At 68.6% G+C, this 17,588-nt stretch carries 10 protein-coding genes and 1 pseudogene; 6 read left to right on the forward strand and 5 right to left on the reverse strand.

The window, feature by feature from the left end; all coding sequences use genetic code 11:
- Positions 1-121: 121 nt before the first annotated feature.
- A pseudogene (locus ACIQMR_RS34740) lies at positions 122-299 on the forward strand (thioredoxin-disulfide reductase); the annotation flags it as partial.
- A gap of 343 nt (positions 300-642) precedes the next feature.
- On the opposite strand, the gene ACIQMR_RS34745 reads toward ACIQMR_RS34740, so the two are convergent.
- Positions 643-2,169, reverse strand: a complete 1,527-nt coding sequence (locus ACIQMR_RS34745) for a type I restriction-modification system subunit M (protein WP_401396114.1) — start codon at positions 2,167-2,169, stop codon at positions 643-645.
- Between the two features lie 163 nt (positions 2,170-2,332).
- On the opposite strand from ACIQMR_RS34745, the gene ACIQMR_RS34750 reads away from it, so the two are divergent.
- From ACIQMR_RS34750 to ACIQMR_RS34765, 4 genes are read left to right on the forward strand one after another with little or no spacing between them, the layout of a single operon-like run.
- Positions 2,333-2,647 (forward strand): trypco2 family protein, encoded by a 315-nt coding sequence (locus ACIQMR_RS34750; RefSeq protein WP_125537050.1) that lies wholly within the window; start codon positions 2,333-2,335, stop codon positions 2,645-2,647.
- Position 2,648: 1 nt separating this feature from the next.
- Complete coding sequence (locus ACIQMR_RS34755) at positions 2,649-4,811, forward strand: trypsin-like peptidase domain-containing protein (RefSeq protein ID WP_401396118.1); 2,163 nt, start codon at positions 2,649-2,651, stop codon at positions 4,809-4,811.
- Positions 4,808-5,818: a MoxR family ATPase gene (locus ACIQMR_RS34760; RefSeq protein ID WP_100572677.1), complete on the forward strand. Its 1,011-nt coding sequence runs from the start codon at positions 4,808-4,810 to the stop codon at positions 5,816-5,818. Before ACIQMR_RS34755 ends, ACIQMR_RS34760 begins: the two co-directional genes overlap by 4 nt.
- A gap of 16 nt (positions 5,819-5,834) precedes the next feature.
- On the forward strand, positions 5,835-9,245 hold the full coding sequence (locus tag ACIQMR_RS34765; protein WP_401396120.1) for an SAV_2336 N-terminal domain-related protein: 3,411 nt from the start codon (positions 5,835-5,837) through the stop codon (positions 9,243-9,245).
- Positions 9,246-9,827: 582 nt separating this feature from the next.
- On the opposite strand, the gene ACIQMR_RS34770 is transcribed toward ACIQMR_RS34765, so the two are convergent.
- From ACIQMR_RS34770 to ACIQMR_RS34785, 4 genes are read right to left on the reverse strand one after another with little or no spacing between them, the layout of a single operon-like run.
- Complete coding sequence (locus tag ACIQMR_RS34770) at positions 9,828-11,024, reverse strand: Wadjet anti-phage system protein JetD domain-containing protein (protein WP_401396123.1); 1,197 nt, start codon at positions 11,022-11,024, stop codon at positions 9,828-9,830.
- A 1-nt stretch (position 11,025) separates the two neighbouring features.
- The gene (locus tag ACIQMR_RS34775) at positions 11,026-14,442 is read right to left on the reverse strand and encodes an ATP-binding protein (RefSeq protein WP_401396126.1); all 3,417 of its coding nucleotides are present in this window, start codon (positions 14,440-14,442) and stop codon (positions 11,026-11,028) included.
- 2 nt (positions 14,443-14,444) lie between these two features.
- Positions 14,445-15,065: a DUF4194 domain-containing protein gene (locus ACIQMR_RS34780; protein WP_401396129.1), complete on the reverse strand. Its 621-nt coding sequence runs from the start codon at positions 15,063-15,065 to the stop codon at positions 14,445-14,447.
- On the reverse strand, positions 15,062-16,543 hold the full coding sequence (locus ACIQMR_RS34785; RefSeq protein ID WP_401396132.1) for a DUF3375 domain-containing protein: 1,482 nt from the start codon (positions 16,541-16,543) through the stop codon (positions 15,062-15,064). The genes ACIQMR_RS34780 and ACIQMR_RS34785 overlap by 4 nt, the downstream gene beginning before the upstream one ends.
- Before the next feature lie 534 nt (positions 16,544-17,077).
- Here ACIQMR_RS34785 and ACIQMR_RS34790 point away from each other — a divergent pair.
- Positions 17,078-17,488, forward strand: a complete 411-nt coding sequence (locus ACIQMR_RS34790; protein ID WP_401396135.1) for a hypothetical protein — start codon at positions 17,078-17,080, stop codon at positions 17,486-17,488.
- The last annotated feature ends 100 nt before the right edge of the window (positions 17,489-17,588 follow it).

Below are 17,588 nucleotides of genomic sequence, written 5' to 3' on the forward strand. Positions count from 1 at the left end.
CACCCCCCAGGTCATCCGTTCGACAGGGGGGACCAGCCATGCCGGGCCCGGAGGCCAGCGGCCCTCTTGCAGGACCGCGAAGAAGATAACGGGGGAGGTTCGACGTCGTCGCGTGACCTCAGTGACCGACACCGGCATACGCGAGGTCATCGTCATCGACTCCGGCCGCGCCGGATTCACCGCCGCCCTCTACACCACCCGCGCCAGAGTTCAAGCCGCTCCTCTTCGGCAGCGCCATCTTCGTCGGCGGTGCGCTCACCACCACAACCGAGGTCGAGAACTTCCCCGGCTTCCCCGAGCGCACTTGACGGGGCTGAAGCGCACCATGACCCCGTCAAGGTGCGCCATATGGTCCGCTGACGTGCGCGCTTTCCCTCCCTTCGCGGGCCGATGCCCGCACGGCCGCGTTTATCCAACGGCCCTGTCGGCGGCAGCCTGTGCTCGTGCCTATGTTCCGGGTCCCGACCAATGACAGGTTCCACGGTGCCGTCGTGGGCAGGACAGCACCGTCGAGGGGCGCGGCCGTCCCAGGTGGCGTAGTGCAGTCGTGACGAGCGTGTGGGGCCAGACGGCGTGTGCCCAGCGTTCCCCCTTCACGCGCCTCAGGCACCCCGCCCAGCCGGGGGCTCTCGCTGGCGGTTCTCAGTCGAAGATTGCGTACAGGTCCTTCATCAGGGCCGCGGGACCGCTCCGCGGGACCGCTTGCGGCTCCACGGCGGCTGGCAGGCCCACGCCGACATAACGTGCCGGGGCCAGCGCGTACTCATGCTCGCGCACAGTCGCCACATCCGCCGAGAAGCAGAAGCCGGACTCGTCTTGGTAGGCCAGGTTTGCTTCCTGCGCTGATGCCGTGCCTCGCCAGGCGTGGTAGGTGCCAGCGATTTTTGCGAGGTCGGCTTCTGTCAGATTCCGCTCGGTCCGGTCAACCATCTCGCCCATTCCGCGGGCGTCGATGAAAAGGGTTGTGCCGCGCCGGTCGTCCAGGCGTTTCGCGCCCTGGGGGGACTTGTCTTTGGTCAGGAACCACAGGCAGGCCGGGATCTGGGTCGTCCGGAAGAGTTGGGGCGGCAATGCAACCATGCAGGCGACCAGGTCAGCTTCCACCATCGCCTGGCGGATCTCAGCCTCGACTCTGGGCGAGGAGTGTGAGCCGTTGGCGAGGACGACGGCGGCCGTCCCACGGTCGGACAGTTTCGAGACGGCGTGCTGGAGCCACGCGAAGTTGGCGTTGTTCCTCGGAGGAACCCCGTACTGCCAACGGACGTCGCTCTCGTCCCGCGCCCAGTCCCTCATGTTGAACGGCGGGTTGGCCATCACAAAGTCGGCCTTGAGGTCCGGGTGCTTGTCGTCGGCCAAGGTATCGCCCCAACGGGCGGCCAGGTTGGCGTCGATGCCGTGGATGGCGAGGTTCATCTTGGCCAGGCGCCAGGTGCGCTCGTTGACCTCTTGGCCGTAGACCGCGATGTCGGCCTTGTGGCCGCGGCCCTCGTGTGCCTCGATGAACTTGCTCGCCTGTACGAGCATGCCGCCTGTGCCGCAGGCCGGGTCGTACACGTGCCCGTTGTACGGCTCCAGAATCTCCACGATCAGCCGGACCACTGATTGAGGGGTGTAGAACTCGCCACCCTTCTTGCCCTCCGCGCGCGCGAAGTTGTTGAGGAAGTACTCATACACGTCGCCCAGCACGACCTGGGCCGGCTTGTCCTCGGTGCTGCCGAAGCGCGCGTCGGTGATGAGGTCGAAGAGTTCAGCCACGCGCTGTTGGCTGGCGTCATCGCGGTTGAAGACCTTGGGGAGAACGCCCGCCAGAGAGGCGTTCTCCCGCATGACCGTGTCCATCGCCTCGTCGAGGAGCTTGCCCACACCCTGGCTCTTAGCGTTCGCGGCGATCCAGGACCAACGGGCGGTCACCGGTACCCAGAAGACGTGGGCGCCGGTGTACTCGTCGCGGTCCTCCAGGAAGACGCCGATTCGGTCGTCCGAGACGCCGTCCTCGGCAAGCTCCTTGGCGAGCTTGTTCCGGTGCTCGTCGAACGCGTCGGAGACGAACTTTAGGAAGATCAGCCCGAGTATGAACTCCTTGTACTGGGCGGAGTCGACGGAGCCGCGCAGCTTGTCGGCTGCCTTCCAGAGGATCGCCTGGATCTCCTCGGTGGTGGAGGCGCTCAAGTTTCCTCCTGCTCGGTGGACTTCTTCTCGCGCGGTGGCATGCGGTGGACGGCTCCTTCCACAAGTCATTGTCCATGACCGAGGTTTGTGGTGTCTCGCGAGCGTTGTACCGTACGGCGACCTACTGTTTTTCTCATTGTCTTGAACCGGGGGCGGGGCGAAGGTGTCGACTATCGGACTGGCCGCAGCCATCGAGGAGCTGCGCCAAGAGCTGTACGAGGCGCAGCAGCTTGGCGTCAACCAGCAGTTCGCCTTCGGCGTCGAGGAGGCCGAGCTGGAGCTGCAGCTGGAGCTGCGCAAGTCTGCCAAAGGGGACGGCAAGCTTTCCTTCGGCGTAGTTGTCGTCGGCGCGGGGGGCGAGCAAACCACCGTCCGTACCCACAAGCTGGTGCTGAAGCTGTCGGTCAAGGACCGGGCCCTCGGAGGCGCGCGCCCCGAGATCGGCGACGACGAGTTCGGGTCGCTGGACGAGGAGTGACGTGGATCGCCGCAGACTGGCTCTGATCCGCAGCGGGGGCACCGGTGAGGGTCGCCTCACCGTCGGCTCCGGCTATCTGATCGCCCCGCGGCTCGTACTGACCGCCCGCCATGTGCTGGAGGACCGCGACACGGGAACGCTGTGGCCGGTCATCACCGTACGCGTAGGCCACCACCTCGACGGCGAGACGACGCGCGCGGACGCGGAGCTGCTCTGGGCCCACCCGGACGGACTGGACGTCGCACTGCTGCGCATCGACCGCAAGATCGATCCGCCCGGCTCCGTCCGCTGGGGCTGCCCAGCGGGCACCGCGCCGCTGCCGTACGAGGGCCTCGGCTATCCCTGGGCCGCCAAAGGGGAGACCCGGGCCCCGGAGCACCTGCGCGGTGTCCTGCCGGTCCTCTCCGGAGGCAAGGACCGCTACGTCCTCGACCAGGGACCGGCCCCCACCGCCCGTACCGACGGCGGGAACGCCTGGGGCGGGGCCTCGGGCACGGCGATCTTCTGCGGCGGCCACCTCGTCGGCGTCGTGACCGAGGAGGACCACGCCTACGGAGCCCGTCGGCTGATCGCCCTGCCGGTGTCCTCCTTCGCCGGGGACGGCGGCTTCGTGTCCCACGTCGAGGAACAAACCGGTCGGTCTCCCGAGCTGAGTGCGATCGGCGCGTCCCTGCCCGAGGCCGGGCCCGCCGCCGAGCGCACGCCCGCTGAGCGCGAACTGGAGACGCTGCTTGCGCCGTTGTTCTCGCACCCCGGCGTCCGTGTCGACCACGCCCGGGCCCTGGCGCGCGAACTGGGCTACGAGGCCGAGGGGTATGAGCCCACTGCTGCCGACCTCGTGGCGCTCCTCATGGCCCATCCCCGAGCACTCGCGTCTCTCGGCGAAGCCCTCGCGAGCAGCGCGCAGGGGACGGCCCGCGCCGCTCTGACTCGTCTGTTCTCGTGGGCCAGGGGACTCGACTGCGGGTCGCTGCTCTCCGTGAACGAGTACGACGCCCTGACCGGCCTGCTGCGCCGGCTCTGCGAGAAGCAGCCGGCGCTGCTGCCCCGAACAGCCGGTGAGGCGCTGCGGTACGTCGTACTTCCGGAGATCCTCACCCGTCCGCAGCTCAGCGCGGACGATGTCTGCGGCGTGGTCGAGAGCTTGGAGGATCTGTCCGACGGTGTGAGCGGTCCCGAGGATGCCCCGCCGGTGCCGGCGCTACTGCGGCTCGTCGAGTACGTGGCGGCGGCCGCGGGCGACGGGCTGGGCGACGACCTGCGCGCGTGGTCGGGGAAGACCGCCCGGCGGCTCGGTATCCACGCCGGGGCCTTGGGCGAGCGGCGTGCGGACGCCGCCCAGTGGGCGAAGCGCGCAGCGTCGCCGGTGTCGCGGGTCGTGATGGATTTGGCACACGACCCCGCCGCGGGAGACGACCGGTACCGGGTCCGGATTCTGCTCGTCCGCGACGACGGTTCGTACCGTGTGCTCAAGGAGGCGGAGTCGGAGCCCAAGACCCCGCGGGAGGCGGCGAGCACCCTGAGCGAGGCGGTCTTCGCCGCGGCCCAGGAGCCGGGGCAAGGCGACCATGTGCCGTGGGTGACCGTCGTGGTCGACCGGGCGGGGCTCGACTTGGCCGTCGACGAATGGGAGCCCGGAGCGCTCGACGACATTCTTCCGGCGTGGCCAATCGGAGCGGACTACCGCGTCTCCCTGAGCTGCCCGGAACTCAGTGACCAGAGGCCGGAACGCGAAGGCGACCAGGAGCGCCGGTGGAAGAACGGACGCGCGTCGGTGCTCGTCACCGGCCGGACGTCCGGCGACGCCAGGCAGCTCGTGAATCTGCTGAAGACTGAGCATCGTGATACCGCGCGGGTCGTTCTCCACGGCCCCGCCAACGAGCGTCGGTCCTGGTTACTGAAATGTCTCGTCCTGGGCGTCCCGGTCGTGCTGTGGGACCGTGAGGCCATTGGCTACGAGGACGCAGGGAGACTGGAGATCCTGGCTCCCGCCGGCGACCTGGAGGGACTTCCCGAGCGGGTCCGGGGCTTCCGGAGCGACTCGGCAGCTTGCCCGGCGGAGCGGCGGGCACGGCCCTCCCTCGTGTGGGAACCGGAAGGTCGTCTCCCGCAGACTGAGTCGCTTCAACTGAGTGACCCTTGGAGAGGATCGCACGCGTCATGACCACCTCAGAGCCCCTGGCCGGTACAAGCCCTCGGCTTTCATCCTCCGACGGCGGAGGCGACGACTGGTGGCTGTTCCGCGGAGACGGCGAGCGCCGTGAGGTACCGTTCCCCGCTGCACCCCCGTGGCGCCGGTTCGACCGGCAGGAGACCGTGACCGGTGACAGGGTTCCGTACCCGCGGCCCTACCTCATCGGCCCCGACGAGGTGGAGGTGGTGAACGCGGCACTCCACCTGCGCCGGCCCCTCCTGGTGACCGGGCAGCCCGGCACGGGCAAGTCCTCGTTGGCCCACGCCATCGCTCACGAACTCGCGCTCGGCCGTGTCCTGCAGTGGCCGGTGAACAGCCGCTCAACTCTTCAGGATGCCCTTTACCTCTATGACGCCGTCGGCCGGCTGCGCGAGGCGACCCTGCGGCGCGACGCGGACGGCACCGAACCGGACATCGGCCAGTACATCCGGCTCGGCCCTCTGGGCAACGCGCTTGTGCCCCGGGAGCGCCCCCGCGTGCTGCTCATCGACGAGCTGGACAAGGGTGACGTCGACCTACCCAACGACCTGCTGACCGTCTTCGAGGAGGGAGAGTTCGCCATCTCCGAACTCACCCGGCTGCCCGCGAGCCACGCACCGGTACACGTTCGAACCGACGACCTGGATGAGACCGCCCCGGTCACGCGCGGCCGCGTCCGCTGCCGTGAGTTCCCGGTTGTAGTCATCACCAGCAACGGCGAACGGGAATTCCCGCCCGCCTTCCTGCGGCGCTGCGTTCGCCTCGATCTCCCCGAGCCCAACGAGCGGCGGCTTCGGGAGATCGTCGCCGCGCACCTCGGTCCCGACGCCCTGGACGACACCGACGACCTGCTGCGGGAGTTCCTCGAACGCCGCGCCGAGGGCGAACTGGCCACCGATCAGCTGCTCAACGCCGTCTTCCTCCGCAAGGGTGGCGTGAACCTCGACGCGGCCTCCCTCCTCCAGGGCGTCCTGCACCGTCTCGGCGGAGCCGTGTGACGCCGTGATCTCGCGCGTGACGAAGGTCCTGGCCGAGAGCGGGGTGGAGCTCTCTCTGGAGGAACTCCTTGACGCCATGTGGCTCGCCGGGAAGCTGCCTCGGGACTCCGGGCCCCTGGTGCGCTCCCTCGGCGTGGCCGCTGCGAGCTCGGAGCGGCACGGCGAGCCCCACCACGACGGGTTGACGGTGACGGCGCCGGAGACCGCGGAGCCTGCACCAGAGCCGACCGCTGCGGAGTCCACGAAGAAGCGGTCCGCACGCCCGCTTCTGGCCTCGACGCAGCCCAGTCCCGACGAAGACGCGCCAGCGCTCGCGGGCCTGTCACCGGCGTTCGCAGTCCGCACCCCGGACAGCAGCACCCTCGGCGCCGGGCAACTCCGGCTCGGCAAGTCCCTCCGGCCGCTGCGGCAGCGCTTCCCCGACCGGCGCCAGCAGGAACTCGACGTCACACGAACCGTCGCTGCCATCGCCGAGACGGGCGTGCCCGAGACCGTCGCCCGTGCGGTGCGCACCCGCTGGCTGTCCCTGGCCCTCGTGGTTGACGACGGCGTCTCCATGGTCCTCTGGCAGCGGCTCGCCGCCGACGTCCGGGTACTGATGGAACGTGCCGGGGCCTTCCGAGACGTGCGTGTGTACGGACTCGACACGCGCAGCGACACTCCGTCTCTGCGGACCACCCCCTACCGCCACCGCGGCCGGCTCTTATCGCCGAGGGCCCTGTGCGACCTAACCGGCAACACCCTCGTCCTGGTCGTCAGCGACGGTGTGGGCGAAGCCTGGCGGGACGGCGGGATGCGCCGGGTGACGGACCGTTGGGGACGTTGCGGTCCCATCGCGATCGTCCAGGCACTGCCGTCCCGGCTCTGGGCGAGCACCGGCATCGGCGCACGGCGCTGGCAGGTCACCACCCATCGCCGCGGCGGCCCCACCCGCGCCTGGCACGTCGCCGACCCTGACCTGCCGCCGGACCTGCTCCGCTTCGACTCCGTACCCGTCCCGGTCCTCGCGCCGACCCCTGCGGCCGTCGCCGACTGGGCGTCGCTCGTCGCCTCACCCGGCGGCACAGCGCTCCTCCCGCTGTGGGACGCCGGCCGTCCCGGCTCCAGCCGGACCGTAGCCGACGCCCGGGACGGCGACGCCGCCGAAGCGGTACTCCGCTTCAGGGAGGCCGCGTCCGCCGAGGCGTATCGGCTCGCGGCCCACGTGGCGGCCGTCGCCCCCGTCACGCCGCCCGTGATGCGCCTGGTACAGGCCGCCCTCGGGCCGCCGACAGACATCGGACACCTCATGGAGGTGTTCCTAGGGGGCTTGATGCACGAGCTCGACGCCGACGGTGTGGACCGGCTGCCGCACCACCGACGGTACGACTTCACAGACGGCGCCCGGCGCGTTCTCCTCAGCGCCGTCTCCCCGAGGGAATTGCTGCGCACCGCCGAGGCTGTGACGCAGCGCATTGAGGCCGCCGTCGGCCGCGCCCCGGTCTTCCCGGCGTGGGTCGGGCACCCGGACGGCGCGGCCGTCATCGACGACACTGGGCGCTCCTTCGGCTGGCTACGGGAGCAGGCGCTAACGCGGCTCGGCATCCCGTCCGCCGACGCAAGGCCGGTGGCGCCCATGCCGAAAACCCCTGTCCCCGTGGGCGAGACCGGGGATTCCACCGAGCCCCGGGACTCCGCAGCCGCCGGGACTGATGAGGCGTACGACGACGCGCCGGGTGAGACCCTGCCAGCCGGCTGGGTGGAGCTCCTGCCGGAGGACCCGGTACGGCTCGGTCGATTCCGTCTCCGTGCACGCAGTGCCCACGGTTGGCCTCACCTGACGATGTACCTGGCCGAGGACGATGACGGCACCGTCGCCACGGTCCGGGCGCCGGTCATGCTGCATACCGGCGACCCGGGAACCGCGCGGGACCTCGTCCGGACGGAAGCCGAGTGCCTGACGCGGATGCAGGGCACGCATGCCCCCGCACTCCTCGGTGTGGCGGCGCCCACCACAGGGGAGCTGCCATGGGTCGCGGCGAGCTGCGTCCACCGCAGCGCAGACGCCCCGTCCTCACCGCCCGCACCGAACCTGCGCGCCGTCCTCGACGAACACGGGGGAACGGTCCCGGAGGAGCTTTTCTTGCGGATCGGGCTGGGCCTGACGGAGGCCGTTGCCTTCGCCCACTCTCGGGGGCTCGTGCACGGCTCGCTCTCACCCCTGGCCGTTCTCGTGACCGACCGCGACGTCTGGCTGGTCGGCTGGGCGACCGCGACGATCGACGGAGTCGACAGTGCTCACCGCGACGTGCTGCCCCTCAGCGACACCTACCTAGAGGCGGACGACGACGAGCGCTCGCTCACGCCGCAGAGCGATGTGTACGCCGTCGGTGCACTGCTGCTGGCCTTCCTCTCGGGACGGTGGAGCGACCCCAGGGCCGACAACTCGGGACATGGTCCCTTGACCAACCTTGGGATCATCCCGGTGCTCCTGCGGACTCTTTGGCGTTGCTTGGAGCATGACCCCGTCCGCAGACCCTCCGCCGCCGCCCTGGCCGAGGCGTTCGCCCTTGCGTCCGGAGGCCCGACGGCCGACCGAGCGTCGGAGGAGGTCGTCGCTGAGGACGTCCGGCGGGTTCGGGATCTGGCGGGGCGGGACATCGGCACCTACGGACTGGAATTCGCTCGTCTTCTCCTGACGTTCTCGAACCAACTGGCCTCCGTGGGGCAGCGGGAGGAGTCGCTCGCTGCGGCCCTGGAGAGCGTGGAGGTGTACCGAGAGCTGCTGTCGGTAGGGGGTAACTCCGCCTCCGTCCCCTTCTCGTCTGGTCTCGCCGAGGCCCTCAGTAATCTTTCCGTGCGACTGGGCGAAGCCGGCCGGGCGGGGGAGAGTCTCGACGCGGTCTCCGAAGCGGAGACGCTGTACCGGGAGCTGAGTCACCGGGACTTCGGCGTCTTCGGCGCGGGCCACGCCATGACCCTGAACAACCAGTCCAACCGCTTGGCGGAGGCAGGTCGGTACCGTGAGGCACTCCAGGCTATCGAGGAGGCTGTTCTCATCGGGCGTCGAAGGGCCGAGCTGGGTGAGCCGGCGGTTGGGGGCGATCTGGCGAGGAGTCTCACGAACCTGGGCAGCCGCCTGGGCGACCTGGGACGGCAGGGCGAGGCTCGGACGGCCGTCGCCGAGGCTACCCAGATCTACGGCGCCCTGCCTCCGGAGGAGGCGCGGCGCGTCTGGACGGACCACGCCATGAGCCTGATCAATTTCGCCGTCCTGCTCGGCGACGAGGGACGTCACGACGACGCCCTGAGTGTGGTTGGCGCGAGCTTCGCCGTGCTGGACCAGTACGGAGACGAACGGTCGCGGGCTGTGTTCGAGATTCAGGAGTGGTCCCGGCGCATCAGGAGCTGGCTGGAGGGCCCCGCCGCGCGGGCACCCGGTCAGTAGTCGGCAGCCCGGCGGAGAAGTTGGTGACCAGGTGTGTGCTCGATGCGCCGCGGTCCGACGCCTGCACCGCCCCGGGTTGGCGCTCATCTAGCACCTGGCGCAGCGAATCGGCACCCGGCTAGTCAGCACCACTGCGCCCCGGTCAGCCCAGGCCCATGGCTCCCGAAAAGGCATCGAGAGCTCGCATCCTTAGTTGCCCCGGCGTGGGCTGATGGCCGACTGGTTCTGGGGACAAAAGACAAGAACGGCGGGGCCGCGCGTAGCGCGCTGGCTGCACGACGAGGCCCCGCCGCAGCAAGCCGGCGGGGCGTCGTCGTATCAGGTCTCCGTCTACGCAGGACCCCCCGCCGGAGCATCATTCCTTACGAACGTCCATTCCGAAAAAGGGGTGTGCCTCTAACCCATGTAGCCCCGGCGATTGCGGCGCTGCCCATCGGTCGTGGAGCCCATGCCGCTCTGGGTACTTGGTCTGCAGATCAGACCGTTCGGCTCCGACGCTGCGCCTGCACCCCCGGGGCGCGACAGAACGGCAGCGACGCCGCAGTTCCCGGTTTCCGACTGCCGGACAGGCACGAGGGTTAGTCACCGCGGCCCTTGGCGAAGGTCGTTGAGGGCGACTTCGAGCAGGTGGTAGCGCACGCGTTCTTGTTCGAGTCGCACGTTGGGGCCGAACTCACCGTTCGCGAGGCTGGCGTAGACGTCGGCTTCGTCCGGGGTGAGCGTGCCGAGAGGCTGGTGGGTGGGGGCGTCCTCCTTCACCCATTGGCCGCGGTGCTCCAGGAGAGTGCTCCGGTCCATCAGGATGGACTGCGTGTGCGGGAAGGCCCGATGCAGCCGGTCGAGGATGGTGAAACCGTGAGTGTCCAGGTCGCCCCAGTACACAAGGCGTACATCGTGCAGCCAGGTCAGGGCGGACAGTTGGGTGACGGCGTAGCCGCCGCCGTGGATCACGATGCTGTGGGGCTGGTCGGGGAAGGCGAGGTAGGTGGTTTCGTTCTCGATGACGTACACGGTCGTGATGCCGGGCGGCGGCGAGGTGAACTCATCCGCGCGGACCGTGAGTTCGCTGAAGCCCCCCAGCGACTCGCCGCCGAGCAGCCGGAATCGCAGGTAGGCGGGCTTGCGCAGGAAACGGAAGCGGGCTGCGAAGTCAGTGCGCGCGGCCTCGGCGTCGATGCGGTCGTCGGGAAGGCACTGTTCGAGCAGGGTGGTCAGGATGGCGCGGTGGCGTTCGATGAACTTGGTGTCCACCCCAGGTACGTCGAGCTGGCGCAGGTAGACGGCTGGTCCACGGTAGTCGGTGATCCAGCGGATCGTGCCCTCCAGGCGGGGCCAGTCGGCCTCCCGTTGGAGGACCTGCATGGGGTGGGCGACCATCCAGTCGATGAGCGCGGGCAGCCTTTCCTGGGTGGAGGCCAGCAGGGCTTGGTAGCGGGCGACCGTGGGGGTGACGCCGAGTAGGCGCCAGAGGTCGTCGCGGTCGTCGATCCAGACGCGGGCGGGGATGTTGTTCACGCCAGCCAGGCGTCCGCCGAGCCGGCGGTATTCGATGCGCAGGTGCCGGTGTGCGCTGGGCGCCCACGATTCGGTCCAGGCGAGGACGTCGTCGTAGTGGCGGGTGATGTCGCCGGCTTTGGGGCCGCGTAGGGGGATCTCGACGGGTTCCCAGGGTGCCCCGTCGGCGACTTGGGTGAGGTAGGTACCCGTGTTCCAGCGTTTGCGGAGGCGTTCGAGGACGGCCTGCGGCGTAGTCCAGTTGGAGCTTTGATGCGTCGTCATCTCAGTCTCCCTGCCCGGCGGCGGGCTGCAGGCCGGCCAGGGTGTGGGCGAGGCGTTCATGGCGGTACTGGGCGATGGTCAGGGTGCGTAGGCGGGAGTGGTGTCCGCTGGGGTTGTCGACGAAGCCGACTGCGGACACGTAGGGCTCGATGACGTGGATCTTCTGCAGCGGGGTGACGATGAGGAGTTGCAGGCCCAGGCGCTTGAAGAGGTCCAGGGCGAAGCGGGCGGATTCCTCCGAGCCGCGTCCGAAGGCTTCATCGACGACCACGAAGCGGAAGGTACGGCTCCTGCTGTGGGTGGTGTCGAGCTTGAACTGGTAGGCGAGAGAGGCGGCCAGGATGGTGTACGCGAGCTTCTCCTTCTGTCCGCCGGACTTGCCGCCGGAATCGGAGTACACCTCGTACTCGGAGTCGTCCTCGCGGCGTCGTTCGCTAGCGCTGAAGACGAACCAGTACCGCACGTCGGTGACGCGCTTGGTCCAGCCGCGGTCGCTGTCCGCGTAGCCTTCGCGGCCCTTGAAGCGTTCGATTAGGCGCTGGACCTGGTGGAACTTCTCCTCGGAGTACAGGTCGGAGTCATCGCCGGATAGGACGTCGTCGGTACAGGCGCGCAGTTCCGCGGTGAACTCGCGGATCTCGGTGTTGGGCGTCTGCTCGGGCTTGAGCATGATGTAGCGGCCCGGGTTGTAGTCAATGCCGGCCAGCGACTCGTTGATGGTGTTGATGCGGTCGCCGATCTCGTCGGCCCAGATGTTCAACTGGGCGTGGAATCCAGCGATTTCGCGGATCACGTTGGTCTTCAAGTAGGTGCGGAACTGGTCCTGGAAGCGCGGCAGGTCGTCGGCGACGAGCTGCTGGTGCAGGGCACGGTAGCCAGGGGCGGAGGCAACGGAGGCGTCGAGTTCGCTGGTCTCGACCTGATAGGTGGTGCGGAAGGAGCTCATCTGGGCGGCGATCGTCTGGGCGAGGCGGGTCTGCTCCTTGGCCCAGCGGTGCTGGTGCGCCGTCATCTCCTCGCGCAGCCGGGTTTCGGTCTGCGCGCACTCCTGCGCGGTCCGGCACGCCAGGCGGGCGGTGGTCAAGCGCTGTTCGAGGGCCGGAAAGTGCGACTGTGCAGCGCCGGCGGCCGGTTCGTCGAGTACCACGCGGGTCTCGTCGCGGGCGCGTTCAGCTGCGTCGCGCTCGCCGTCGACCCGTCCCCAGCTCTGGCTGGCCTTCTCGTAGGCGGCTCCCTGTTCGGTGATTTCGTCGGCGATCTCGGTGAGGCGGCGGGTGAGTTCGTCCAGGTCGTTGGAGGCGGCTTGCAGGCGCTGCTTCTCCGCGGTCAGCTCGGTGATGCGCCGTACCGCGGACGGCCAGTCGATCTCGCTGTAGTCCACCATCGCCGTCAGCCGGTCGAGGACCTTGTCACGGCTGATGGCGTCCTCGTATGCAGCTCCCAACCCGCGTTTTTTCTTCTCCATCTCGCGCTGGGCGCCATGGACTCGTCCCGCCTGATCCAGGAGGGCATCGATCTTCGCCTGGTTCGTCCAGCCGAGCACATACGTGCTGCGGTCGTCGATGCGGGTGGTGTCGTTCTTCTCGTGGCGGCCCCGCGTTCCCTTGATCAACCCCTGTGCGGTAATGGCTAGTTCGGCGTGCCGGAAGTCCTGCATCGTCGGCACGCAGGCGTGGGAGGCACGGCGTTCGAGCTCGCCGGCCAGCCACGGGGCGAACGGCGAGTCCTCGCGCACTTCGAGCTTGGTGAACAGCGCCGTGGACGCACCGGTGGGCAGGCGCCGCGGCGGGAGCTTGTCCGGGACGCGGAAGTAGACCAGCTTCGTCCCCAGGTGGTGGTCGTTGATCCAGTCGGAGACGCGAGCGTACTGATCGCCGGGGACCAGGAGGGACACGGCGAAGCCGCGCAGCAGCCGCTCGGCGGCTCCGGCCCACGCCTGTTCCTCGTCTCGGACCTGAATGAGTTCGCCGGCGAAGGGCAGGGCACTGTCCTCGATGCCGAGTTCGCGGCTCAGACGGGCGCGTACCTCCAGCTGCTTGCGGGGGATGTTGCTGCGGCGCGAGCGCAGACTGATCAGGTCTGCGTTGAGGTCCTCGGCCCGCTGCTTCAGCTGTGCGGCCTCGACTGCGAGCGTCTCCAGGGCCGTGCGCGTCTCCTGTGTCGTCGCGGCGACGTCGTGCTGGGCCCGGGCGATCTCCTCAAGGCGGTCGGTGAACTGCGCCTGATCGGTGACCGGGGCAAGCTCTGCCTGCTCCAGCAGGGTTGCGTGCTGGCGGGCACGCTTCTCCTGAGCGGCGCGCTGCTGCTCCGTCTCCTCGATCTGGCGCTCCAGTTCGCCCAGGCGCCCGCCGCCCAGGCCCTCACGCTGCAGTTCCCACCGGCGTTCCTGGTCCCGCAGCCGCTCCAGCTCGTCCTTCGCGGTCTTCTTCTCGCCCTCCAGGCGGGCGAGCATCCGCTCCGCCTCGGCGCGCTGGGCTTCGTGCAGCGCCGACGTGCGCTGGGCGATGAAGTACCGCAAGGCGGCCTGCTGGCCGTCGGCCTCCTCGATGCGTGCGGCCAGGCCCTCATAGGCGTCGCAGTCCTCAAGCAGCGGGGTGAGGGCCTCGATCTGGGCACGGGCCCGCTGAACGGAGTTGTAGGTGGTAGTCAGAGCGTCGAAGTGGCTCACGATGTTGTCCGTCATCGCCGCCGCATCGAACGGTTCGAGCATGTGACTGCGCACGAACTCGTCCAGGCTGCCCACCGACTTCATCGACACCGTCTGATGGAAGAGCTCCAGCGCCTGTTCGGACTCGATGCCCATCCGGCGCCGGAAATCCTTGCTGTATGGCGGGAACGTCTTGTGGACGCGGACATCGCCCGCTTCGAGGCGCTTCTTCAGCGCCCGCACCTCGGTGCCGAAGTCGGCGAAATCTCCGGCGACGGACAGCGTCCGGTCGGCGACGAGGAACAGCCGCTCGGGGCTGGTGGCGTTCCCGTCGGCCAGCCAGAACACCTGCCCCAGCGTGACGGTCGCCGCCAGCGCCGGGTTCGTGAACACGCCCAAGATGACGGAGTAGCTGCCCGGCTTTCGCAGCGCTACTGGCTTGGTCGTCCCAGTGGTCTCGTTGCGTTCGGACTTGTAGTGGCCCAGCACATAGGAGCGCAGGCTGCGCTCGCCGCTCTCCGCACCGGCTGCCTTGTTGTAGGCGATCTTGCGGGCGGGCATGAACAGCGTGGTGATCGCATCCACCAGGGTGGACTTGCCGGAACCGATGTCACCGGTCAGCAGGGCGTTGGCGCCGCCGAGGCCGAACGACCACACGTGCTTGTCGAAGGTGCCCCAGTTGTAGACCTCCATACGCTCCAGTCGGAAGCCTGCCGCAGCCAGGTCGGTGGAGGCACTCGTGTCGGCGGGGACGGGCTGGGCGGGGATCACTGCTACTTCTCCTGGGGGGTGTGGGTGGCGGCGTACTGGGCCAGGTTCGTGTCGAAGTCGGCGAGCCACTGCCCGTCGACGAAGGCTTTGATGATCCGCTGCACCTCGAACAGCTGCTCCTGCCCGCGAGCGCGGCGCAGGAACTGTAGGTCCACCACCTTGTTGATGTGGCCGTCGATCTGGTCGACCAGGCGTGCCTCGTTGCTGCCGGCCGGGAGAAACATGCGGATCATCTCGACGATCTCGTCCCGGGTGATCATCAGGCGGGTGCCATCGGCGCCCGCGTCAAACTCAGCAAGCCTCTTGCGCAGCAGCACGACCAGCAGACTGACGGGGTAGGACAGCGAGCGGCGGGGCATCAGCCGCGGCGGCGCCAGGCGGGGATCGCGGTCATCGTCCTCGTCGTCGGGTTTCGACTGGAGGAAGGCGTAGCCCTCCATCTCGTCGATCACCACGCGCAGCCCCATGACGTCGACGTAGTCCTTCACGCCGGCACTGTGGTGCAGCAGCGCGTCCCAGGCCCGCTCGTGCTGGTCGCGGAAGACCGGGCCCTTGAGTAGCTGGTTGACCGGAAGCGAGAGGGCGTACGGCTGCTGCGGTGTGAGGTTGGCAGGTGTGGTCATCGCCCCTCCTTCGGGCTGGATACCCAGGCGATGCCGGGGCTGGTGCGAGCAAAGGTGACCACGGGCACGGTGGCGACCTGCTGGACGTCGTCCTCGCCGATCCACGTGATCTCTTCTTGGCGGTCGTCGTCGAACACGGTGGTGAACCCGTCGTCCGGTAGCGCGAAGTAGGCGACCAGTTCGGCAAGCCCCTGCTCCAGAGGGTGCTCGCGCAGCGTCTCGGCCAAGGACACCTGCGTGCGCAAGCCCAGGGCGTGGTGCACCGCGGCCGTGAGCCGGGCGGGATCCACATACACCGCCTCGAACAAGGCGTCGGCGGTGAACTCCTCGTCCCCCGCCTCGATGCCGGTACTGTCGATCGGCGCCTTGACCACCGGCGTATACAAGGGCCGCTCCATCGGCAGGGCAATGGCCGGGGCTGCCGCATCGATCTCGGCGACCAGATTCACGCCCGGCACGTCGCGCAGGGCCAGGGCCTGCGTCTCGATCTCGCGCACCAGTTCCAGGACACGGCGGTCTTCCGAGCGCACCTGGTCGTCCAGGAATCGGCGGAGCTGATCCGACAGCTGCCGCACCGTGGCCTGGGTGCGTTCGGCGGCCTCCAGCCAGTCCCGGGGCATGCGACGCATGCGCGGGTCAGGCTCGTCGATGGCTTCCATGGCCTCAACCTCGGCCAGCAGCGTCTTGAGTTCGTCCTGACGGCTCGGGGCGAGCAGGAAGTCGTAGAACGCCTGGAAGGTCCGTCCCTGGTCCGACTCAGCGATGCTCTCGCGGCTGCTCAGCACCTCATCCAGGAGTTCGCCCTTGGCCCCGTCCCACGCGGCGATCTTGCTCCGCAGGTCCCGGTCCAGGTCCCGGAAGTTCGCCTCAACCTCGCGGAAGTCGGCCAGCAGCCCATGCGCCGTCGTTGTCACCTGCTGGTAGCGGTCCCGCAGCGCCGCGCTGTCCAGAACGTCTACCTCGCCGGCCTCAACACGTTCAATTTCCTGGTCGATTTCATGCCGTCGCCGGGAGAGCTCGGCCAGTCGCGCCTCGGGGTCGGTTTCGGTGCCGAACGTCATCTGCCGCAGCAGATCGAAGATCGTATTCAGGCGCGACTCCGTACCGACGAACGAACGCTCTTCCAGCGACCGGACCCACGCGATCGCCTTCTCGACCGCGGCCGTGGCGTCGTAGTGCGGCTCGTCCGAATCCGCCGGGTAATACTTGCGCAGCCAGCCGTTCCCCGGTGCCGACCAGACATCCAGATACGCCTTCGCGGACTTGGGAAACGTGCCCTGCCCGAGCCGGTCATTGAGGGCGAACAACTCATCGTCCAGACGTTCGACAAGCTCCGCACCGGCAATCGAGCGCGCTCCCTGCTCGACGAACACCTTGTTGAAGAAGCTCAACATCAGTGCCGCATTGTCGGCCTTCAGCAGCCGCCAAGCAGCGCTCTGCTTCCGCAGGGCGACCAGGCGGTCGTAGTCCAACTCCATACATCCTGCCCTCTCACTACCCCAGCAAGTACGACCGCATTTCCCGCCAACAGCGAAAATGGACGCCCCACTCGATCGGCACTCATGCCCGCACAGCCGCGCATGGGCATTCCGCGCCGGCCACAAGGAACCGTAGAGGCCACCACTGACAACGGGACTCGACCCGAGCCGATGACGGGATAGGCCAGGCTGCCTCGGGGAGGGAAAACGGCAGGCAGGAGGCCGGATACATCCGGATCTGGATCGTTCCCGCTCCTTGCCCTTGCGACGATCCCCGAACACAATCTCGAGTTCCGGCCGAGGGTTTTGGCTCGCCTACCGGTCCGCCGGCGCCCTGCCCCATCCGGACGGACGCGAGGCCGTGCCATCGCATCTTGATCGCGCCCGGTGAGAGCTGGGTCGTGTTGCCGCAGGATCGGTCCGCCGGAAAGCGCGACAGGGTACCTAGAAGCGTCGGCAATATGGCTGCACCATCTACAGCGCGCCCGATTCCTCGCCTTCCAACTGGCCGACTCCCCGCCCGAGGACGCGTCCTTGGCCATCGCCAACTGCCTGACACTGCTCCGCAGTCACACTGGCCATGGCACCCCGGAGCCAGAGGTGCAAGCCCTCGCCGCCGATTTCGACTCGCTGAGCCAACGGATGCCGACCATTCCGTCCGCGCGCACTCAGCGCGAGATCGGCCAGATCAATGACGCCCTCACGACCGGACTCATGACCGACGAGGAAGTCGAGCAATGCTGCCGAATGCTGCTTGAGGACGACGGTCTGCGCGGCCCCCAGCGCCATGAGCTGAGAGGGTTCCTCACCGAGGTCCTCGGCGGCATCTGCTTCGTCGCTGAGCAGATCGACGATCTACTCAGCGGACCTGCCGGGATCCCCGGAACGCAGCTCAGCGGGGCGGCGGGCAGCCTACCGCTTCCGCGGAAGCCAGCTCCGCGTTGAGCAGGCACTCGGACATGACAGCGAGAGAGCTGCTCATACTTCAACCCTGGGGGGCGGATGTGTCTGATGCGACGAGCCCCCGGCAGAGTCGTCGGGGCCT

The organism is Streptomyces sp. NPDC091376 (assembly GCF_044757085.1).
In the GTDB taxonomy this organism is placed as follows: domain Bacteria; phylum Actinomycetota; class Actinomycetes; order Streptomycetales; family Streptomycetaceae; genus Streptomyces; species Streptomyces pratisoli.

What these genes read in the sequence shown, in the direction of transcription:
- ACIQMR_RS34760 (WP_100572677.1), top strand. Translation starts at nt 4,808, where the DNA reads ATGACCACCTCAGAGCCCCTGGCCGGTACAAGCCCTCGGCTTTCATCC.
- ACIQMR_RS34770 (WP_401396123.1), bottom strand. Translation starts at nt 11,024, where the DNA reads ATGACGACGCATCAAAGCTCCAACTGGACTACGCCGCAGGCCGTCCTC.
- ACIQMR_RS34780 (WP_401396129.1), bottom strand. Translation starts at nt 15,065, where the DNA reads ATGACCACACCTGCCAACCTCACACCGCAGCAGCCGTACGCCCTCTCG.
- ACIQMR_RS34785 (WP_401396132.1), bottom strand. Translation starts at nt 16,543, where the DNA reads ATGGAGTTGGACTACGACCGCCTGGTCGCCCTGCGGAAGCAGAGCGCT.